Origin of the sequence: Clostridium bornimense, assembly GCF_018917145.1 — a bacterium.
Taxonomy (GTDB): Bacteria; Bacillota; Clostridia; order Clostridiales; family Clostridiaceae; genus Clostridium_AN; species Clostridium_AN bornimense_A.
Genome location: NZ_JAHLOD010000042.1, coordinates 1 through 21,018 on the forward strand (window position 1 = coordinate 1; position 21,018 = coordinate 21,018).

Genomic DNA, 21,018 nt, shown 5'->3' on the forward strand with positions numbered 1-21,018 from the left:
TAATTATAGATATCAATGGAATCTAAAAAAGATGACTCCTATACAGTATAGAAATCATCTTCTTAAAAATATTGCTTAACCCCTTTTTTTGTATTGTCCTTGACAAAGGGTCCACTTTACATCATTTATTAATGAGATAGTTCCTTTTTTATAGTACACTCTGAAACATTTATTACAAATATAAAAAACAATATTGAATAGTATTTCTTAATTTGCTACTGTTCATTATCCTTCCACTTTGTAACAACAATTTCTCCATCACTTTTAATTCTATTTCGTTTGCGCAAAACTTTTATTATGGCAATGCCAAAAGACACCACTAGTGGTGGAATTGCACTTTGAAAAATCATTATCTCTCCAACATTAACATAATTAAAAACTATAAACGGAATCCACAATATAATAAAATCTATACTAAAATCCTTTAATATACAAAAAAAATCTTTATGATTTAATTTCCTCAATGATATTATAAAACCCTCTATATAGAATAATAATATAATAAATGATAATATTAAATAGAAAATAAGAAAAGGTTTAAACCAAAACGTTTTAATCTCAAAGTAATTAAATGCAAATACTAAAAATAAAGCTGAACATATTAAAAATATTGTTTCTATTATAGAGTAAATTACTTTAGTTTTATCCATTAAAATAATCACCTCTTATATGTACTTTACATTTATTATATCACATATTATCTATTTTTTTACTGTTACTAATTATATTTTAGAATAATATACAAATAAAGGAGATATACATTTATGAAAATTATCATTGATAGATTTGAAGAAGAAGTGGCAATTTGTGAAAAATCCGATTATAGCATAATAAAAATAGAAAAATCTAAACTACCTATAGATGCAAAAGAAGGAAGTATACTTATTATTAATAATGATGAAATAATTATTGATAATAAAGAAACTGAAAATAAGAAAAATAAGCTTAAAAATTTTATGGAAAATATATTTAGAGAAAGTTGAATATTCTAATTAAAATTATCAAATTTAAAAGGGTTCTTGCTCACGAAATTTAATCGTTATTGCAACAACCCCATTATATAGCTAGAAGCCTTTTTTCTTAGCTTCTATACCACTTTCATTTAAGGCTGGTTCTTGAATTGTATGAACTATCTGATTCTTAGAATATTGACTTTTTGTCTTATACCCATTAGCTAAGTAATTTTCTTTTGAATATATTCTTTCATTTTTTGAGTCCATAAAACACCCTCCTCTTAGTGGCAATATACTTTTCACTAGTAAAAACTAATGCAAAGTTATTTTATCCTAAATCTTTTTAATATATTCTATTTTTATATAGTAATATTTGTAGCACAATTAATGCAATTTGAATTTTTTTCTATTTCTTGATATTATTGTGGTATGATTTTTTATGTCAAGGAGGCTATTCTACAGTGAATAAAAAAACTATTATTGCCATAGTCATTTTAATTCTATCTATTTCAATAACTATACTGTTATGTAGCATATTAAAGAATCTTAAAGATCCTAGCGGCATAACCATTTCTAAAAATGATATTTCTGTCCAAGCTGAAAACGTTAATATTAAAGATATAAAAGATGAAATGTTCATGCCTCTATTTTTTAAGAATGATTTAGTTACTGGTAAACTTCAATCTACACTTACAGAATATAATATAGATGAATTTGAAAAATCTTATCCATGCGATGGTAGCAAAGCTAATCTTTATTCAATAAGTGAGAAAAATAAAGCTATCAAAACTTCTCTAATTGCTTCCGATGGTATAACTTCTATAGGATCTAAGAATAAATTTGTACGACAATCTAAAGATGGTAAAATATCTTATATCAACTATGATAAATCTGAAAATGAAATAGTATTAGATAATTATATAGAGCCTATTCAAGATAATATAACTAATTGCACTATATCATTTTTAGATGGTAATGATAATTATCTTGTTACATATATTACTGATATATGTGAAAATAATTCAACTATTATAAAAATCTATGATATTAACGAAAAGAAACTTTATAGTAGCGATAATTTAGAGCATCCAATATATAATACATTCTTTATTAAATATATGGATTCCATAATGGCAATGGATACTTCAGGTCAATTATATAAAATTATACTATCTGATAATAAAGTTAATATAGAAAAAAAACAGAAGCTTTCCATTAATTCTTTAGAGAACACTATAGGCTTTAATTCTATAAAAGTAATTAATGATACAGAAATACTTATATTAAATCGAAATACAGATCCAACCATTAATAATATTATAACCAAATATAATTTTAAAACTAGAAAAACTACACCTCTTTTAAAAACAAATAAAACAGATGCGTCTGTATGGGTAACAGATATAAATGCTGATGGTTCATTAATAGTTCTAGAAAAAGGCATCAATAATATAAATAAAGGACTTTTGTTAAATGAAATGTATTTTGCTAAGGTTTCAAGAGATTCCCTTGATGTATTTTACAACACTACTATGGAAAATAATACTTTTAATTACTATAGTTTAAGCGATAACGGAAAATCTATTTTTATAACTACTACATCTTGGAATAGTAAAAATAATAACTCATACTCATATAAAAAATACACAATAAAATAAAAAATATTTTTCTACATTTTTTGTCAATAATGTTACATTTTATTACAAATTGTGATAAAATAGTTATATATTAATTTTGTACACGATTTAAAGATAAAAAGTAATATTATTTTATTAAAAGTGAGGGATTTATTATGGAAGAGATAACCATTAGACCAGCAAATGAAGAAGACTATACTTATATAAATAAAATAAAAAAACTGGAAACTACTTTAGAAAATGTTATTGTTGAACCAGAGGAAAAAGATTCACCTAATGTTAGAAATAAAGGACGTAATATAATTAAAACTGATTATTGGTATATTGCACTTGATAATAATACTCCTATTGGTGCTGCATTACTAAAAAGATATACTAGTAGAAATCATCAACATGTTGCTACAGTTGAAATAACTGTTGATAAAAAATTTCAAGATAAAAATATAGAAGATAGCCTTATGAAAGAAATTCTACTTCTATCTGACAAAATTTTAAAACTTAAACGCTTAGAAGTATTTATTTCTTCTAGCAATACAAAATATATAAACTTTTATAAAAAATATGACTTCCTAATAGAAGGTTTAAAAAAATACTCTATATGTGAAAACAATACTTTAGTTGATGAATTTATGATGTCAAGAATTCAATACACAAACATGTAAAATGAACTATTGCTAACAACTTTTGATTTGTTGGCAATAGTTCCTTTTATAATATCTAATTGCAATATAAATTACAAAATTTTGTTGACGTTCTATACCGACTAGTATATACTATTATTATAGGAAATATATGGAGGTATAAATGGATAATAAAACTTCAATCATAGAATGTGCTATAAAATTATTTGCTTCTAAAGGTTACGATGCCGTTAGTGTTCAAGAAATTACAATTGCAGCTAATATAACAAAACCAACACTATACTACTACTTTGGAAGTAAAGAAGGGTTACTGCAAGAAATCATTAAAGTAAAGTTTGATGATATGAAAAATAAAGTATATAACATAAAATACAACAGGGATGTCCCATTATCTCTTTATAAGTTTATAAAAGAATATTTCTATTATGCTAAACAAGATATCTACTTTTGTAAAATGCGCCTTTCTATGATGTATAGTTTTACAGAAAACAACTACTATTACATTATAGAAAATATGGTAAAAGAAGAAGCCCTTATTTTAGAAAACTTCTTTATTTCCGCAGCTGAAGATAACGGTAATATGAAAGGACGTCATAAAGAGTATGCTGCTTCATTATTAGGAATGATTAATTCCTATGTTGGATTATTCTTTGCTAATTCTATTGATCTTACAGATGACTTAGCATTCAAAGTAGCACATCAATTTATGCATGGAATATTCTCATAAGTAAACATATCGATAAAATTTAAGTAACTCTTTTTCCATATTGTATACCAATCAGTATATAAATTTTTAATACTTACTAAAACTATAGGAGGAATTATTTATGTTAAATTCTTTTAAAGACGCTATTTTTTATCATATATATCCTTTAGGATTTTGTGGTGCTATGGAAATGAATAATATTAATGACCCTGTAATTTATAGATTAAATAAAATAGATGATGCATGGATAGATCATATCTACCACATGGGGTTTAATGCCATATATTTTGGTCCCCTATTTCAATCAACTTATCATGGTTATGATACTATTGACTACTTTAATATAGATAGAAGATTAGGTGATAATAACACTTTTAAAGAACTTGTGCAAAAACTACACAATAAAGGAATCAAGGTAGTTGTAGATGGCGTTTTCAATCATGTTGGTAGAAATTTTTGGGCCTTTAAAGATTTACAAGAAAAAAAACAAGACTCTTCATTTAAAAATTGGTTCAATATAGATTTTAATGGCAATAGCAATTATAATGATGGTTTTTATTATGAAGGCTGGGAAGGAAACTATGACCTCGTAAAATTAAATCTAAATAATCCTGATGTAAAAAAGCATCTATTTAGTGCTATTGAATTTTGGATAAAGGAATTTAACATTGATGGCATTAGACTAGACGTAGCCTATTGTATTGATATAAACTTCCTTAAGTCTTTAAGAACGCATTGTAAATCATTAAAAAAGGATTTATGGCTTATGGGAGAAATGATTCATGGCGATTATAATTATATTGCCAACGAAGATACTTTAGACTCTGCTACAAATTATGAATGTTTTAAGGGCATATATTCAAGTCATAATGATAAAAATTATTTCGAAATAGCATATTCGCTAAAAAGACAATTTGGTGATGGTGGAATTTATAAAAATTTATACCTCTATAATTTTGTAGACAATCACGATGTAAATAGAATATATTCTAACTTGAAAGACAAACGACATTTAAAAAATGTATACGCTCTTCTTATGACTATGCCAGGAATCCCTTCTGTTTATTATGGCAGCGAATGGGGAATACCTGGTGATAGAAGTAAAACAGATTTAGAACTTCGTCCTGAACTCTCTCTCGAAAAAGAGCAAAATAATGTTGATGCTGTTAATTTAGAAAATACTATAAAAAACTATATTTATATAAAACGTAATTGTAAAGCTCTAACTTATGGATATTATAAAGAAATTTTAGTACGAAATGAACAATTTGTATATAGTAGAATTTATAATAATGACTTTGTCATAGTCGCTTTAAATCTAGGTGATTATGAATATGAATCAGAATTTAATGTTCCTATAAATACAGAAAACTTATTTGATCTTACAAATAATAATACTAAAGTTCTTATCAATTCAAGTAAGATAAAAATCACACTTCCACCTTTCTCTGCAAAAATTTTATCTACATTACCTATCGATAAGAATTTAGCAGAAATGCCATTAGAAAAAGAACCATTAAAAAAAGACAAAATAGAGCCTATAACTAAACCAATAAGCGAATTTGACAGAGGTAAACTTGCTGCAAAACAAGAAATAGCTATAAAACTTTTAAATATGAACGTTTCAAAAGAAACAATCTCCAAAGCTCTTGATTTTTCACTAGAAGAACTAGAAAACTTCCTTAGTTAATACAATATTTTGAAAATTATTTTAAAAAAGCGGTTATCTTTATTTAGGATTATCGCTTTTTCTTTTATAAATCACTACTTGCAGATTTATAAACATTTAAAAACTTAGATATTTTACAGCTAATAATGAATGATGACTAATATATAAATTCATTGATATTTCTCACGTATATCGTATATCACTGATTATATTATGTTCCCTTCCTTACTATTATTAAATACTCTCCATATAAAGCTTTGAGAAATATGATAATTTTGCACATAAAAAATTAAATAATATTAAATTTATAGTAGTTAGTATCGTTTTAATGTATTATAATAAATAGGACAAACTATTAGGGGGAATTGTCATTTTATGAATAATACTACAATATCTTTTTTAATTTTTACAACAATAATTGGAACATCATTTCTACTATTTGGTTATAATATGAAAAAAAATAATGATGGCAATCTAATTGTATACTTTAATGAAAAAAAACATAATAGAGAAAAAGTATCTACTGTAGTTGGAAATACTTTTATTAAAATGGGTATATCTATTTTAATAATTGGATTAGTTTCTTTGTTTTTAAAAACAACAATAATTAAGTATAGTGTAGCAATACAATGTGCTATAGCTATTATTGGAACAATAAAATCAACTATTGATATAGATACAAAATGTAAATTATAACTTAAATGTTTATAATTCGACATTTTAAAACTTGACATACAAAAAATGTCAAATTATAATTTATTTAAGAGGTATTTATCTTATTATATTAAATACTATAAAGTGAAAGGGATTTATTGTATGGGTAAGAAAAAATCTAAGTCTAATATATTAAAGAATTTTTTTAGGGGAATTTTTATTTTATTAATAGTTTCAGTTGGAGTAACAGCTTCTGCAGGAACTTGGCTTTATTCAAGCTTAACATCTTTAAATAAAGATTCCAAAAGTAACGCAACAAAAGAAGTTGCCATAACGGAGCCAGTTAATATTCTATTTTATGGTATGGATAACGTTCCTGGATCTGGTGCTAGTAGAACTGATACCATTCTAATAGTACATTATGATCCTGATACTAAACATACAACAATGGTCTCTCTTCCTAGAGATACTAGAATTCCAAAGGATGTATATAAACCAAAAGTAATTGGAAAGACAGCAAAATTAACAGAAATTCACTATGACTCTCAATTAAATAGTGATCTTGATACAGCTAGGGATGATTTAATCAACTCAGTCGAAGAGTTTTTTGGAATAGATAATATTAATTACTATGTTTCTGTAGATTATGAAGGATTTACATCAATTATAGATGTTTTAGGTGGTGTGGATATCACTCCACAACATGATATGAAATATTATGATCCAGTTGATGGGCTTAAAATAGATTTTGATAAAGGTGTTGAATATCATTTAGATGGTAAAGATGCACTGAAGTTTGTAAGATGGAGAAAAAATAATCAAGGTACTTCTGAAACTGATGGAAGTGATTTAGCTAGAATAGAAAATCAACGCTACTTTATTAATTGCCTTATGAAACAACTTACTTCAACATCTGGAATTGTTAAAATTCCTTCTTTAGTATCCGAAACAACTAAGTACATAAAAACAGACCTTGATGCCGATAAAATAATAGCATATGCAAAAGCTATTTTAAAAGCTGGTGAAGATAATATGACATCAACAACACTAGAAGGTACTACTGATACAATTGATGGATTTGATTACTTTATCTACGATCCAAGCAAAAATAGAGAAATTATAGGTTTATTAAATAACAAAATTATTGAAGATAGAAGTAACTTAAAAGTAAAAATAACAAACTCTAGCGGAGTAAATGGACTAGCAGGAAAGTTGAAAAATACTTTGATTAATGATTGGGGATACTCTGAAGCAAATATAACAACAAAAACTGGTGACTCTAATGTTTCTGAAAGTTATGTAATGGTAAATAGTAATACAACAATTAATGATTTAAATTCTTTAGGTGAAGAAATTGGTATAAACAATGTAAGCCAAGGTGATATAGAAGATAATACTGATATTAATGTTATTATAGGAGAAGATTTTCAATATGATTCCACTGACAACTAAATCTTAATTTAAAAGGAGATGTCGCATTAACAAATTAAAACTCGTTAGCGATATCTCCTTTTGTTATGACACAAGGTAGGGCACTGATTAGATGGCACAAGGCACAAGTTTAGAAAACTAAAGCTTACTATATACCCCAAAATGTCTCACTTACAATCTCAAAAATTCCCTCAAAGGGAATTTCATCCATACCTGTGCCTTGTGCCTTCATACTTGTGACTTGATATTCTATTTTGCTAAAAAAACTGCCGCACTCTGATATAACTTCTTTGTGCTACAGCCCCTTTTTATGCAATATAAAGTAAACTACCTCTCAAAAACTTTTATCTACTAATAAGACAGTTCCTTTCACTTGTTCATATTCCTTGATATTTTTATCATACTTATAGAAAAGCTAATTGCCCCCAAAACGATATAAATATCTTTTAAATCAATTATAAACCTAGAAAATAATTCTACATAATCTAAGCTTGTTCCCCAAAAGATTTTATCTAAAACAGAATCTATTATTCCTGATAATAAAAGAACATAAAAAATTTCCGTATAAATATTTATGAGAGAATTATTTTTCATATATAAATATATATATACTCCTATAGCAATACAAATTAAACCAATAATTATATATATATAAACAGGAATATTAATTCTTAATAAAACATTCAATGGAGAAATATCTTGATTAAAATTAGGTCTAAAGCCTATTATAGGATTTTTAATAACCTTATCAAAGAAATTATTATAGATAACAATTTTAACAGCTTGGTCTATTGCTACTAAAAATCCAATTATAAATAATTCCTTAAATTTTCTCATGATATACAATCCTTATTAAAGTTAATTTTATATTCTTCATAATTACCCCCAAACCTTTATATCTAATTTAGTATATCATACTAAATTACTTAATACATAATTAAAGACTATTATAGTATTCCCATATATTTTATCTTTATGATTCTTTTATTTATATCATATTATGTATATTTATGTCAATTGATAAATCATTTCGATATTTATTGTAACTTACAAACTTTATCCTAAAAACTTTTTTAAAAAAATTTTAGATACAACTATAATTTAAATAATTTATATAAAAAATATTATCTTCACTATCTTAATTAATAACCATATTTTACAAAAACCTTCGACATTTCCATAAAAGTATAATTTATTCCTTAATTTAGTGATATAATGATATAAAAAGGTATATTTACAATATTATAAATTATACGGACTTATATTATTTTATATTTTTAGGAGGGCACATAAGTGAAATCATTAAAAAGAGCATTAAGTGCTGTATTAGTTTATCTTACAGTATTTAATCTAACACCTATTACTGCAGTAGCATCTGAGGAATTGCCAAAATATTTGAATGTAAAAAATGATATTCTAAATGAGGTAATACCATATAAAGATAAGGCCTTTGTTACTTATAGTAAAGAAGTAAAAAATCCAAACTATAACGGTACATACAATAATGAAATTGTTGTTAAAGATAATATTGCTGTATTATCAAATGGTTCATTAGAAAATATTGATGGTATTGATAATGATAAAATCGGTTTATTTTCTGTTACTGATATTAATGAAAATAAAATAAATTTTATGCATCAAGTATACAACGATGACAGTAAAAATGGAATAGTAACAGAATATTATAAATATAATATCGAAACAAATAAATTAAAAAAATTAAAATCAGAATCAGATAATAAAAATTTAGGTAAAGAATTATTATCAAAAGTGAACAAAAGTTTCAATACTAATTATGGATCTGACTATACAACTAAAGAATATGAAACTAAGGTATATAAAGATGGAAATTGTGTCGGTAAAAAGTTCATGTTAGAAATTACAAATGTAAAAAATAATTCAACTGCTATTTTTCAAGGAATTTATAATGATGATTTTCAATATATCTCACAAACCTCTAGTTTTAATGTGGAATTTGATAAGAATGGCAATATGATAATAAAAGAATTATCTGATGATAATACCTTAAAAATTTTGAAATACAAAAATAATAAATTGATAAATAAAGCTACTTTATCTGCAGATGAAAATTCTATGTTATGGGATTCTATTGTAGATGGAGATGACGTATACTTATGGACATATGATGTGGATACATCAATGGAATTAGTTAGATATACTCTTAAAGATGGAAAATATAAATATTCTACTAGCTATGGAAATAATATTATTGACATAACTAAAGATAATGCAGGCAATCTTTGGGCTCTACGAAAAGAAAATGCTAAAGTTTTTGTCTCTGAAATAAAAAATGGTACATGTACTTATAGATATCAAGTAAGTCCCATTATGACTTCATTATCAATTTATGATAAAGATAACTTTGTAGTATCAGGATTAGGTGGTTATACTCAAGTTAATGTTCAAAGAGATTCTAACAACAATGTTATTCCAGACGATACTACAAGTGATAATACACACTTTACCGTTAATAATACATCATCTAATAATAAAGTTGATAATATTAATAGTATAAAAGGTAAAACTACTAATTCTAAAAAAATAGATGAAACAAAATCTATTCCTAAAACTGGTTCTCCTATAAATTCTAATACTATGGTAGTTTTATCACTAATAACAATATTAAGTGGTACAATATTACTTCGTAAACATTAATAGAAATAAAGAAAGGCTGCTAAAAAGATATATCATCTTTTTAGCAGTCTTTCTTTATATTATAAAAATTATTCTTACTTTATACTTTTATATCATATAAATACATTATAAGTCCTAAAATGAATCCACCTGTTAATATTATAAATAACCAAAACCCCATTGATTGATAAATAAAAGTTTTCCATAACAATATAAAAAATGGAATGGCAAATTCTAAAATACCATATAATATTATAAATATAATACCAATAATAAAATAATTATTTATCTTTCTATTATTAACTATCTTAGCAAACTCATATTCCAAATTAAAAAAAGTAAAATTAGTAAAAATTATAAGAATTGTTTTTATATAAATATAATTATTTAAAAGAATATTCTTTCCAAGGCATGTACATATAACAATATAAGAAAATAACATAATGCTTGAAAATAACAAGGTACTCTTTCCCACATAACTTAGCCTAGATTTATTTAAAATATCATTAAATCTACTCTCCATCTTAATCACCTCGCATTAATCAATTCTTATTATATTCTCACTACAATATATCATATCAGAATAAGGAAAAATGTCAAACATTTTACATTGAATTTCATTATTTTTCGACATAAAACTCAATATTAATATATTCTTTTCTTTTTTATTATATTATTGTATAATTATGTAATAAGGTGCAGGAGGGGATTTTTTGAAAAACTTATCTATAATATTAATCTTACTATTATCAATAACCTTCGTAGGATGTGATAGTAAAAAAAATAATTCTAATATACATAATAATTCTAATGCTGTAGAAAATAAGTCTGATTCTTCTACAGATAATAATGTTAATGAAAATACCCAAAAAGATTTCACTGTAGATGTGGCGACAAAGATATTAGATGATATTTACAAAGGTACTGAAAACATAAATTACGGTTGTACAGAAGATTTATACAAAGAAAATGATAAAACCTTCTATTTATTTAGAATAACAACACTTAAAGATACCTCTAGTAAGGTTGCCGGAAGCGTTGGCTATATTAAAGTATATAATGATCATTCTGTTAGTAATGTTTACACTAGTTATTATGATGCTATAAATACTATTAATTAAATAGCAAAAACCCCTAAAATCTGCTTGATATTTCAGAATTTTAGGGGTTTCCAATTTCTATCTTTTTACCTTCAACTCTTTTCTAACTCCATTATATATGAAAAATCCAACAATTATACCTACTAATAAATCAATTGCAATACAATAAATAAATGGAATTGTGGTAAAAGTTTTAAATGATAATATAAATAAATTTACTCCAAATGCTAACACTCCATATAAAATTATAACTCTAATAATAATTTTATAATTACTACTATAATAGTTGATATTAATATTCTTTAAAAAGTTATATTCTAATGAAAAAAATACTACATTATTTATCACTATTCCAAGTATTTTTGCCAATATAAACATATCTAAAAATATATTTTGTTCAAAAATATTTGCTACTACAATATATAGAATAGACATATAAAGTGAACTTAATATTGTAGATATAAAAACATATTTTAATTTTGATTTATTTAAAACTTTATCAATTCTAGACTCCATGTATCTCCCCCCATATGATTTATGAATATTATATCATATTTTACATATTATGGAAATACATTCTAAATATTATGGCTCCCAATATTTATTATAGAGCCATAACTTTTATATTTATTTCTTTAAAATTGTACCTTCTATAAGTTCACCTGTCTTAAAATTCTTATTTTGAATATTAGATATGACTTCTTTAGGTAGTCTTATATAGTCTATTATAAATTGATATTCTTTACTATCATATTCATAATCTTTTACAATAAGCTTATATACCTTTAATTCTTCCAATGCCCTACTTAATCTATCTCTACGCTTATATACATCTTTAGCTCTCATAAGAATAGCATTTGCTAAATACTGAACGGCAATAGCTTCAGAAAACTTACTATCGTCTAAAACATTTTTTAGTCTTCTATGTTGTAACCATATGGCTAATTGTTGTGCATCACGACTCAAAAGATCAAATGTATCTTTATTAAAATTAAATGTACTATCCATTATTATTAAGGTCTTTAAAAATCCACCTAATTGAACTTCTGCAAACTTACGACCATTCTTTATATCGATAAATACTTCTAATAAAGATCCTTTAATATTTCTTCCTTCATATTCTGCTTCTAATCTTATACTACCTATTTTAAGTAAGCTATCTACTACTAGCTTATAATTATTAGAATTGTCGCTAAGACCTATTTCATTTACTAATTCAGAAATATACTTTCCAATACTATCATTACTAACTATATTGTAAAAGTTAGTATAGTAATGAGTAATAATCTTTAAATCTAAGTGATTTAATTGTTTTACTGCTTTTATTAATGCAATTTGTGTCATTAAATCTTGTGATTCTTGATCATTAGCAATTCTGAGATATACTTGTTTCTCTAATTGCATTAGAATTTTAGTTTGATTTTCTTCACTTACTATTAATCTATCTATGGTTCCAGTAAGGGCTAATTCACTACTTTGACTTTCCATTTGATTAATCTCACTCTTATCTAAAAATTTCTGTGTATTAGTAGTATCTATCCCAATGTTACCAAGTATACTAGGAATTCTTGTCACATGCTCATAAGATTTAAGTCCACTTTCTGGACTATTTATATAATTATAATAAGTTTTTAGAATATCATTCTTAAATGCTGGTTTTATAGAAACTTTAGCTAACTTTTTAAATCCAACAAAAGAAGTAAGTAATGAATCTTTATTAGTTTTCCACTCTTCTACTTCTTTAATCATTTTAGTTTTTAGTTCATTAACATCGTCACAACCATATATTGATCTAAATTTATCAATATCTATTTCTTTACTAATTACTTTATCATATAAATATCCAGCTGCTTGAACTTCTACATTTAAGCCACTTAACGGACTCTCAATATACTTAGTAACCCATCTATCTTTTGTTTTGTTAATAGAATACACTAACTTTCCAAATTTAACTTCCCCATTTATTGAATTTAAATCTTGCATATCTTTTTGTAATGTCTTATAAAATGTATCAAACTTACTTTTAGTTATCTCTTCAAAACTATTTTTAAATAACTTATCTATTTTCTTCTTAAATTTAACTTCAAATTCATCCATATCTCTCTACTCCCGTTAGAAATAAACATATATAAGAATTATAACATCAAATACATATGTACCGCTAGACAAGTAAAAATTAAATATGAAATTATTTTAATTAAAATGTATCTTTAATATTTAAAACTGTCCATATAATATAATTACATCTAAAACTGTCTAAAATCTACCGCTAAGGAGGGTAATTATTTATTAATATTAGACAGTTTTAAAAACTGTCTAATATGTACCGCTAGGGAAGAGAATCCTACTATTAATAGTACTTTGCGAAAAATGCTACTTGTCTTTTTATCACCGCTAGACAAGGGAATTCTCTTCATAATCATTGAATTTATCGTATTTTATAACAAAAACATGTCTAATATGTACCGCTAGACAGGGGAATTTACTATTATTTTCTTTATAAACCCAGTAAAATCAGTATCTTACGCAAAACTTATACTATAAATTGATTATGAAACTGTAATTTAAATTACCGCTAGACAGGGGAATTTTTTATTTTTCTACCGCTAAGGAGGAGAATTTCTTTTCTCTCCTTTCTAGCGGTGACCGTTGTTTTTACTTTTACCGCTAGGCGAGTAAATTCATTTTCCCCTCTTTAGCGGTGATGATATCTTTATATTATACCGCTAGGCAGGTGATTTTCTTTTCTCCTCTCTAGCGGTGACCGTTGTTTTTACTTTTACCGCTAGGCGAGTAAATTCATTTTCCCCTCTTTAGCGGTGATGATATCTTTATCTTATACCGCTAGGTAGGTGAATTTATTTTTTCCTCCTCTAGCGGTGACTTTTGCTTTCACCGCTAGGCAGGTGAATTCATTTTCCCTCATCTAGCGGTAACTGTTGCTTTTACTTTTACCGCTAGGCAGGTAATTTTCTTTTCTCCTCTCTAGCGGTGACTGTTGTTTTTACTTTTACCGCTAGGTAGGTGATTTTCTTTTCTCCTCTCTAGCGGTGACTTTTGCTTTTACTTTTACCGCTAGGCAGGTAATTTTCTTTTCTCCTCTCTAGCGGTGACTGTTGTTTTTACTTCTACCGCTAGGCAAGTAAACTTATTTTCCCCTTCTCTAGCGGTGACTGTTGCTTTTACTTTCACCGCTAGGCAGGTGAATTCATTTTCCCTCATCTAGCGGTGACTGTTGTTTTTAGCTTTACCGCTAGACACGTGAATCCTTTTCTCTCCTCTCTAGCGGTGACTATTGCCTTTACTTCTACCGCTAGACAAAGGAATACGCATTTTATTAGGTTTAGCAATGATTATATCACTATTCTAAATTCTTATAACATACATAATAAATTTAAAAACTGTCCAAAAAACACCGCTAAGGAAGAGAAAGTGTCTAAAAAGTACCGCTATCAAAGGGAAAGTGTCTAAAAAGTACCGCTAAGAAAGTAAAACTGTCTAAAATATACCGCTAAAGAAGAGAAAGTGTCTAAGAAATACCGCTAGGGAGGTGAACTTTTCTTATAACTTCGTAATTACTGCACATTTTAGTGCTATGCAATCGATTTTTCAACGTAAAAATATAAAAAAAAAAATTTTTTTTTAATATTTTTTTTAGTCTAAAATTATGTATTTTTATAAAACTGTCCAAAATGATACCGCTAAGGAGGTGAAAAAGCGCTTTTTTCCACCATTTTATGGTATTTGTGTGTACTTTTTATGAAACTGTCCATAATAATTCCGCTAAGGAGGTGAAAAATTTAATAAAATTTCATGAATTCTGATATTTACTAATAAAAAAATTATGCCAATTTCGCCGCAAACCCTTGTAAATTAAGGCTTTATGAAAACTGTCCACAATAACTCCGCTAAGGAGGTAAAAAACCCGGAAACATGCATTACTTCGTTAAAAGTGTCCAAAAAAAACACCGCTAGAGAGGTGAATTTTTAACTTTTTCTTCCCTTTTGCAATCCTAATAATATTCTTTTATTATAAGCTTATATAAATATAATCGGATAAAGGAGGTGAATTAATTGGCTACAAAACTTAGTAATGAACATATTGAAATTATTATGAGTAAATCTAAAAGTTATAACATATTCGATATATATATTGCATTAGCTCATATTTCAAGGGAAGTTAATAAAAAATATTATATCCAAACTTTTAGCAATAATAAAGCTGACATAGTTAATGAAGTAAAAAAATATATCAATGTTTCTTACAAGACAATTTATAACAACATAGATGAACTTATATCACTAGGAATATTAGAATATAACTATGATTTTTCTAGCTGGACTTTAGTAGGTATGGAAAATATGGTTAAACCAAAAACTTCTGCTGATGAAGATTCTATAAACTTAAAAGGTTTTACTAAAATCCGTGACTTTTTCTTTAAATCACAATTTCAAAATATGAAAGCAAGAGAAAAGCGTTTAGTTATATTTTTAGCTCAACTTTGCGATTCAAAAGCTGCAAAATCATATTCTGAATTTAAAATGAACTTATTTAACCCTAAGAGTCGCTGGATGGATATTCTTAAAACTAAGTGTAAATATTATGCTAAAAATACTGTAGAGCATATGTTAAATAAATATAGTGATATATTTAAAGATAATTCAAAAGAACTTAGAAATAAAGATTTAGCCCCTAAAAAAGTAAGTAGATTTAAGTTTTCATTTAAATGCAACGCATTAAAAGAAACAAACAATACTGATGAACAATATGAATTAATAGAAATATATAATAGTAAAGAATTAAACCTAATAAAAGAAAAAGCAGATTTTGCTGAAGTTACTCTTAATAAGAAACAAATAATACATTTAGTTAGAGCTATCTCTACATTAAAACAGTGGTTCTTAAAAGAAAGAGTAGTTCAAATAATTATTAATAAATATAGAGCCATACAAATTCATAAGAGCAGAGATCCAATTAATTCTCTTCCTGCTTATGTTACGGCTGTTGTAAAAGCAGTATTCAATGAATTTTCAATATTTAAGAATAATCATAAATCTCTTAGTGGAAATGGTGTTGGTGAAACCTTCTTATATGATACTGAAAATAGCTATGACTCTACTGTAAATGATGATATATTATCAATTTTGAATATAATTTAATGCCTTACTTGAAAAAAATTCCTTTCTCGTAAGGCTATTCGTGTTTCCTTTTTAATTGCAAAATAAGATGTAAGTATTCACTTACATCTTATTTTTTTGTATTCATATGATATATTTATCATTAAATTTGTAAAGTTATTTAATTATTAGTCACTTTATTGTAAAGTTATATAAATTTCATAATCATTTTGAAAAGTTATTTATTTATTTCGAAATTTGATGTAGAGTTATTTAAAAGGAATTATTGGGTTGAAAAGTTATAAAAGAAATAGATTTATTGATGAAAAGTTGTTTAAACAATAGCTAAAGTTATTTAATTTGTTGATAAAGTTATTTATTTTTTCTGTAAAACTATAAAATTTAGAATTCTCGCTAAGCCTTGATAATACTGAGGCAAACCGTAATTGATCTCATAGATAAATTGTATGTATAGAAAAGTAATTGTATGTTTAAATATTAAGTGTATGTATATACATTAACGATTGTCATTTGTAAATTTTCAATATCAAAAATAATAATTAATAAATCTTTATAAGTTATTTGAAACTATATATTGAGTTTTGGAGTATTATGTGTTATTATGCTAATATAATTTAGTTATATATAAATTTTAGGAGGGTATTATGTTAAAAGTTAAAAATCTTTCAAAAAAGTTCAAGGCATTTACAGCAGTAGATAATATAAGCTTTGAAGTTAAGTCTGGAGAGATTGTAGGTCTTTTAGGTGAAAATGGAGCCGGAAAGACAACAACTATGAGGGTTATAGCAACAATGATGACTCCATCAACTGGTGATGTCGAAGTGAATAATTTTTCTATAACAAAAGAACCAGATAAGGCTAGAAAAAATTTAGGGGTACTTTTTGGTGGTGATGTAGGTTTATATGATAGACTTACAGCAAGAGAAAATATAGCTTATTTTGCAGAACTTAATGGGCTATCAAAATCTGAAATTGAAGAAAGAATAAAATATGTTGCAAAAGCTTGCCAAATTACAGATTTTATGGACAAGAAGGCAAAAGGATTTTCTAGAGGTATGAGACAAAAGGTGTCAATAGCACGTTCTATAGTTCATGATCCTAAAGTAATGCTATTTGATGAACCAACTACTGGACTTGATATTTCAGCTGCTAGATCAATTCATGATTTTATTAAAGACTGTAAAAGAGAAGGTAAAGCAATATTATTATCATCTCATTCTATGTATGAAGTTGAAAAATTATGCGATAGAGTAATAATGATGCACAAAGGAAAAGTTATTGAGTCAGGTACTTTAGATGAAATTAGAGCAAAATATAATAATCCTGATTTAGAAGAAGTATTTGTAAATCTTATTGGAGGTGAAAATAATGAATAAAATGTGGCTTATAGTATTCAAAAAGGAATTAAAAGATTTCTTTAGGGATAAGAAAACAGTATTTACTACAATATTTATGCCACTAATTATGATGGTAGGGATGTTTGGATTATCTTTTTCTTTAGGAAATAAGCAAGCAAAAGAAGTAGAAGAGAACTTTACTATGATTTTAAGAGACAATGGCAATAGTAACATTAGTACATATATAAAAGAACAAAAAGGTGTAAAAATAGTTGATAAATCTGATATTAATGGCGCTATCGAAGATGGTAGTATTAAGGTGGCAATTGAAATTCCAAAAGGATTTGATGAAGCAGTAGAAGAAGGAAATGTACCTAAAGTTAAGGTTTATTATGATAATGCTACAGATTCAGGAACTACAGCTATTGCAAGAGCAAAGGATATAATAGATGGTTATAAAAACACTATTGTAAAAGATAAATTAGCAAAATTAAATATTTCAGATTCTATATTAGAACCAATTGGTGTAGAAATGGTAGGAATAAAAAAAGGGGATGATACCTCAAATTCTATTTCTATGATGATAGGAATGATGTTACCATATATGATTTTACTTTTTGGTGCATCAGGTGTAATGAGCATAGCAACGGATTTAGGGGCTGGTGAAAAGGAAAGAGGTACATTAGAACCTTTATTAACTACAAAGGCTGGTAGAGGCGCTATAGTAACAGGAAAACTACTTGCTTGTACAGTAGTTGGGTTAATAAGTTCATTATCAATAATAGTAGCGCTATTAGGAGGATTACTACTATTACCAGAAATGATGGGATTATCATTACCTATTAATATAACAGTAACACAAATACTTTCTGTGGGGTTATTAACTATATTTCTTGCTATATTATATTCTGCAATATTTTTATCATTATCTTTTGTTGCTAAAACATTTAAAGAGGCACAGACATTTGCATCTTTTGGGATGATTGCTACTATTATTCCAGCTATGATATTAATGTTTGCTAATGTAAGAACTGTAGGAAATATAGATTTTATTATTCCTTTATATAATGTTGGATTATTGATGAAGATGATTTTATTAGAAATTGCTTCAACAAATCAAATTATATTAGTGACAATTAGTACACTACTATATGCTATTATAGCTGTAATAGGGACAAGATACCTACTTTCTAAAGAAGAAGTTATCTTTAGAGGATAGAATAGAAGTTGTAGATATAACGATAAAAATTCGTTGTCTACAACTTTTTTATTTGTGAATTATATATAAATATCTCAAATTATTCTACGACAAATAACTAAAGGTAATTGTAATACTAGAGTTTTGGAGGATGAGTTATGGAAGTATTAATAGGATATAAGGAATCAGAGCACATAGATATTAAAACGATTTCAGTAATTGGATCTTTTAATGATTATGATAAAAGTAAAGGGTATATGAAAAAAGAGGGAGATATATGGTATTACAAAGTCAATTTAGATTCTGGAAGGCATTATTATAAGTTTATTATTAATGATCAATTAAGAAGGTTTTAAATTCTGGGGAAGATAAGATTAAAGAGAATAATACTTATGTAGAAACTGATATGAATTTTTCAGTAGATAAAAAAGTTGAAGCAACAAAGTCACAAGGAGACAAAATATATAATATTTTTTCAATAGCCAATAAAGTAATTAGGTCAGCTGCATCTGTTGTTAAGAATACAGGGAAAACCGTTGTAACTGTAGGAGACAGTGTAAAGGAAGCTGTTACAAAGGTATCTAAGAGTGTTTTAAATGCGTCTAATAGCATTACTAAGAACGTAGAAGATGTTTCTGAGAATGTAACAAACAAGTTTACAGATACAGCTAAAAAAGTAGCTAGTACAGTAAAACAGGTTACAGCTACTGCGGAATCTTTAAAAGATACAGCAGAGGAGATAATTAATTCTGCAAGTAACTTTGTAAGCACAGGTGTTACTACTGCAGTGTCAGTAGGAAAAGAAGTAAGTAGTATTGTGTCAGTTGTAGGTATTTCATCAGCAACTATTAAAGGAACTATAGATAGTCCTGATATTAATGTGCTAGGAAAAGTTATACGTACTGCTGGAATAGTAAAAGGAGCTTATGAATCTATTGATAAGTCAATAAGAACTATTTCATCTTCTGTCAGTGAAGGGTATGTAAGTATGAAAAATGACTATGACAATATTGTGAATAATATAGAAAAGTCATTATCACCAATAAATGATATGAAAACTTCGATAATATCAACAAGTAAGGATGTTGTTGATGCTGTTAATTTTATAAGTGATAAAGTTAAAACAGGTGCAAATAATATTTTTGATACAGTAAAAGTATCCTATAAGGATATAGGAGAAACTGTAGAAAAGGCTTTTAATGAGTCTGTATCAGCAGTAAAAGAAGGATATAATAATATAAGAAATGATATTGATAGTATCGAAGAGTTTGATTTCAATTTTCAATTTGCTTAATTATTTTATATTAATAAGTGGTAATATATAGATATAATTAAATCAAAGGAGAGAGAATTATTATGATGCTTTCAGGAAAAGAAATAGAGAAAAAATTGGGAAAAGATATAGTTATTGAACCTTTTAATAAAAATCAATTAAATCCCAATAGTTATAATTTGAAATTACATAATGAATTACTTATATATGATGAAGATATTCTCGATATGAAAAAAGAAAATAAAACAAAAACTATTATCATACCAGAAGAAGGATTAGTTTTAGAACCAGGAAAGTTATATTTAGGAAGGACTGTGGAATATACGGAGACTAATAATTATGTTCCAATGCTAGAAGGTAGATCTTCTATTGGAAGATTAGGACTTTTTATACATGTCACAGCTGGCTTTGGAGATGTTGGATTTAAAGGATATTGGACTTTAGAAATATTTTGTGTTCAACCTATAAGAATTTATCCATCAGTAGAAGTTTGTCAAATATATTATCATGGAATTGATGGAGAATATGAAGAATATAGTAGTGGCAAATATCAAAAAAATAAAGGAATACAACCAAGTCTTTTATATAAGGATTTTAAATAGTCAAAAAGTAGCACTGAAATATA

The 21,018-nt window shown here is 26.3% G+C and carries 22 protein-coding genes; 16 read left to right on the top strand and 6 right to left on the bottom strand.

Translation table 11 applies throughout. The features are described 5' to 3' along the window. A partial coding sequence (locus KQI30_RS17600; protein ID WP_367397842.1) for an IS3 family transposase occupies window positions 1–79 on the top strand: 79 nt, incomplete at its 5' end. Window positions 80–215: 136 nt separating this feature from the next. On the opposite strand, the gene KQI30_RS12895 is transcribed toward KQI30_RS17600, so the two are convergent. After that, window positions 216–650 carry a hypothetical protein gene (locus KQI30_RS12895; protein ID WP_216463755.1) on the bottom strand — a complete coding sequence of 145 codons (435 nt, stop codon included), beginning with the start codon at window positions 648–650 and terminating at the stop codon, window positions 216–218. A gap of 114 nt (window positions 651–764) precedes the next feature. On the opposite strand from KQI30_RS12895, the gene KQI30_RS12900 reads away from it, so the two are divergent. Next, on the top strand, window positions 765–983 hold the full coding sequence (locus tag KQI30_RS12900; protein WP_216463756.1) for a DUF3006 domain-containing protein: 219 nt from the start codon (window positions 765–767) through the stop codon (window positions 981–983). 81 nt (window positions 984–1,064) lie between these two features. Here the strand turns inward: KQI30_RS12900 and KQI30_RS12905 are convergent, their stop codons facing one another. After that, on the bottom strand, window positions 1,065–1,220 hold the full coding sequence (locus KQI30_RS12905; RefSeq protein WP_216463757.1) for a hypothetical protein: 156 nt from the start codon (window positions 1,218–1,220) through the stop codon (window positions 1,065–1,067). Between the two features lie 194 nt (window positions 1,221–1,414). On the opposite strand from KQI30_RS12905, the gene KQI30_RS12910 reads away from it, so the two are divergent. The 6 genes from KQI30_RS12910 (at window position 1,415) to KQI30_RS12935 (ending at window position 7,712) form a co-directional block, all read left to right on the top strand. Continuing rightward, on the top strand, window positions 1,415–2,611 hold the full coding sequence (locus KQI30_RS12910; protein WP_216463758.1) for a hypothetical protein: 1,197 nt from the start codon (window positions 1,415–1,417) through the stop codon (window positions 2,609–2,611). Between the two features lie 134 nt (window positions 2,612–2,745). Then, window positions 2,746–3,252 (top strand): GNAT family N-acetyltransferase, encoded by a 507-nt coding sequence (locus KQI30_RS12915; protein ID WP_216463759.1) that lies wholly within the window; start codon window positions 2,746–2,748, stop codon window positions 3,250–3,252. 142 nt (window positions 3,253–3,394) lie between these two features. Next, window positions 3,395–3,958: a TetR/AcrR family transcriptional regulator gene (locus tag KQI30_RS12920; RefSeq protein WP_216463760.1), complete on the top strand. Its 564-nt coding sequence runs from the start codon at window positions 3,395–3,397 to the stop codon at window positions 3,956–3,958. A 100-nt stretch (window positions 3,959–4,058) separates the two neighbouring features. Continuing rightward, complete coding sequence (locus tag KQI30_RS12925; protein ID WP_216463761.1) at window positions 4,059–5,627, top strand: alpha-amylase family glycosyl hydrolase; 1,569 nt, start codon at window positions 4,059–4,061, stop codon at window positions 5,625–5,627. A 354-nt stretch (window positions 5,628–5,981) separates the two neighbouring features. Further along, on the top strand, window positions 5,982–6,302 hold the full coding sequence (locus tag KQI30_RS12930; protein ID WP_216463762.1) for a hypothetical protein: 321 nt from the start codon (window positions 5,982–5,984) through the stop codon (window positions 6,300–6,302). A gap of 120 nt (window positions 6,303–6,422) precedes the next feature. Further along, complete coding sequence (locus KQI30_RS12935) at window positions 6,423–7,712, top strand: LCP family protein (protein WP_216463763.1); 1,290 nt, start codon at window positions 6,423–6,425, stop codon at window positions 7,710–7,712. 348 nt (window positions 7,713–8,060) lie between these two features. Here KQI30_RS12935 and KQI30_RS12940 read toward each other — a convergent pair whose 3' ends face one another. Beyond that, entirely contained in the window at window positions 8,061–8,528 is a 468-nt protein-coding gene (locus tag KQI30_RS12940; RefSeq protein WP_216463764.1) for a signal peptidase II, read from the bottom strand. 456 nt (window positions 8,529–8,984) lie between these two features. Here KQI30_RS12940 and KQI30_RS12945 point away from each other — a divergent pair, with 456 nt between their 5' ends. Then, the gene (locus KQI30_RS12945) at window positions 8,985–10,367 is read left to right on the top strand and encodes a hypothetical protein (RefSeq protein ID WP_216463765.1); all 1,383 of its coding nucleotides are present in this window, start codon (window positions 8,985–8,987) and stop codon (window positions 10,365–10,367) included. A gap of 79 nt (window positions 10,368–10,446) precedes the next feature. Here KQI30_RS12945 and KQI30_RS12950 read toward each other — a convergent pair whose 3' ends face one another. After that, on the bottom strand, window positions 10,447–10,869 hold the full coding sequence (locus KQI30_RS12950; RefSeq protein WP_216463766.1) for a hypothetical protein: 423 nt from the start codon (window positions 10,867–10,869) through the stop codon (window positions 10,447–10,449). 190 nt (window positions 10,870–11,059) lie between these two features. Here KQI30_RS12950 and KQI30_RS12955 point away from each other — a divergent pair, with 190 nt between their 5' ends. Continuing rightward, on the top strand, window positions 11,060–11,467 hold the full coding sequence (locus KQI30_RS12955) for a hypothetical protein (protein WP_216463767.1): 408 nt from the start codon (window positions 11,060–11,062) through the stop codon (window positions 11,465–11,467). Window positions 11,468–11,524: 57 nt separating this feature from the next. On the opposite strand, the gene KQI30_RS12960 is transcribed toward KQI30_RS12955, so the two are convergent. Then, window positions 11,525–11,962: a hypothetical protein gene (locus tag KQI30_RS12960; RefSeq protein WP_216463768.1), complete on the bottom strand. Its 438-nt coding sequence runs from the start codon at window positions 11,960–11,962 to the stop codon at window positions 11,525–11,527. 111 nt (window positions 11,963–12,073) lie between these two features. Further along, complete coding sequence (locus KQI30_RS12965) at window positions 12,074–13,543, bottom strand: hypothetical protein (protein ID WP_216463769.1); 1,470 nt, start codon at window positions 13,541–13,543, stop codon at window positions 12,074–12,076. A 1,977-nt stretch (window positions 13,544–15,520) separates the two neighbouring features. On the opposite strand from KQI30_RS12965, the gene KQI30_RS12970 reads away from it, so the two are divergent. From KQI30_RS12970 to dcd, 6 genes are all read left to right on the top strand, one after another. Then, complete coding sequence (locus KQI30_RS12970) at window positions 15,521–16,606, top strand: hypothetical protein (RefSeq protein WP_216463770.1); 1,086 nt, start codon at window positions 15,521–15,523, stop codon at window positions 16,604–16,606. Window positions 16,607–17,229: 623 nt separating this feature from the next. Beyond that, window positions 17,230–17,961 (top strand): ABC transporter ATP-binding protein, encoded by a 732-nt coding sequence (locus KQI30_RS12975; protein WP_216463771.1) that lies wholly within the window; start codon window positions 17,230–17,232, stop codon window positions 17,959–17,961. Then, a complete protein-coding gene (locus KQI30_RS12980; protein WP_216463772.1) occupies window positions 17,954–19,141 on the top strand; it encodes an ABC transporter permease in 1,188 nt (395 codons plus the stop codon). The genes KQI30_RS12975 and KQI30_RS12980 overlap by 8 nt, the downstream gene beginning before the upstream one ends. Window positions 19,142–19,278: 137 nt before the next feature. Further along, on the top strand, window positions 19,279–19,476 hold the full coding sequence (locus KQI30_RS12985; protein ID WP_216463773.1) for a glycogen-binding domain-containing protein: 198 nt from the start codon (window positions 19,279–19,281) through the stop codon (window positions 19,474–19,476). A 50-nt stretch (window positions 19,477–19,526) separates the two neighbouring features. Next, on the top strand, window positions 19,527–20,414 hold the full coding sequence (locus KQI30_RS12990) for a hypothetical protein (RefSeq protein WP_216463774.1): 888 nt from the start codon (window positions 19,527–19,529) through the stop codon (window positions 20,412–20,414). Between the two features lie 62 nt (window positions 20,415–20,476). Continuing rightward, window positions 20,477–20,995, top strand: a complete 519-nt coding sequence (gene dcd / locus KQI30_RS12995) for a dCTP deaminase (RefSeq protein WP_216463775.1) — start codon at window positions 20,477–20,479, stop codon at window positions 20,993–20,995. The last annotated feature ends 23 nt before the right edge of the window (window positions 20,996–21,018 follow it).

Excerpts from the sequence above, each read along its gene's own strand:
- KQI30_RS12895 (WP_216463755.1), bottom strand. The coding sequence starts at position 650 with ATGGATAAAACTAAAGTAATTTACTCTATAATAGAAACAATATTTTTA.
- KQI30_RS12900 (WP_216463756.1), top strand. The coding sequence starts at position 765 with ATGAAAATTATCATTGATAGATTTGAAGAAGAAGTGGCAATTTGTGAA.
- KQI30_RS12905 (WP_216463757.1), bottom strand. The coding sequence starts at position 1,220 with ATGGACTCAAAAAATGAAAGAATATATTCAAAAGAAAATTACTTAGCT.
- KQI30_RS12915 (WP_216463759.1), top strand. The coding sequence starts at position 2,746 with ATGGAAGAGATAACCATTAGACCAGCAAATGAAGAAGACTATACTTAT.
- KQI30_RS12920 (WP_216463760.1), top strand. The coding sequence starts at position 3,395 with ATGGATAATAAAACTTCAATCATAGAATGTGCTATAAAATTATTTGCT.
- KQI30_RS12925 (WP_216463761.1), top strand. The coding sequence starts at position 4,059 with ATGTTAAATTCTTTTAAAGACGCTATTTTTTATCATATATATCCTTTA.
- KQI30_RS12930 (WP_216463762.1), top strand. The coding sequence starts at position 5,982 with ATGAATAATACTACAATATCTTTTTTAATTTTTACAACAATAATTGGA.
- KQI30_RS12935 (WP_216463763.1), top strand. The coding sequence starts at position 6,423 with ATGGGTAAGAAAAAATCTAAGTCTAATATATTAAAGAATTTTTTTAGG.
- KQI30_RS12940 (WP_216463764.1), bottom strand. The coding sequence starts at position 8,528 with ATGAGAAAATTTAAGGAATTATTTATAATTGGATTTTTAGTAGCAATA.
- KQI30_RS12950 (WP_216463766.1), bottom strand. The coding sequence starts at position 10,869 with ATGGAGAGTAGATTTAATGATATTTTAAATAAATCTAGGCTAAGTTAT.
- KQI30_RS12960 (WP_216463768.1), bottom strand. The coding sequence starts at position 11,962 with ATGGAGTCTAGAATTGATAAAGTTTTAAATAAATCAAAATTAAAATAT.
- KQI30_RS12965 (WP_216463769.1), bottom strand. The coding sequence starts at position 13,543 with ATGGATGAATTTGAAGTTAAATTTAAGAAGAAAATAGATAAGTTATTT.
- KQI30_RS12975 (WP_216463771.1), top strand. The coding sequence starts at position 17,230 with ATGTTAAAAGTTAAAAATCTTTCAAAAAAGTTCAAGGCATTTACAGCA.
- KQI30_RS12980 (WP_216463772.1), top strand. The coding sequence starts at position 17,954 with ATGAATAAAATGTGGCTTATAGTATTCAAAAAGGAATTAAAAGATTTC.
- KQI30_RS12985 (WP_216463773.1), top strand. The coding sequence starts at position 19,279 with ATGGAAGTATTAATAGGATATAAGGAATCAGAGCACATAGATATTAAA.
- KQI30_RS12990 (WP_216463774.1), top strand. The coding sequence starts at position 19,527 with ATGAATTTTTCAGTAGATAAAAAAGTTGAAGCAACAAAGTCACAAGGA.
- dcd (WP_216463775.1), top strand. The coding sequence starts at position 20,477 with ATGATGCTTTCAGGAAAAGAAATAGAGAAAAAATTGGGAAAAGATATA.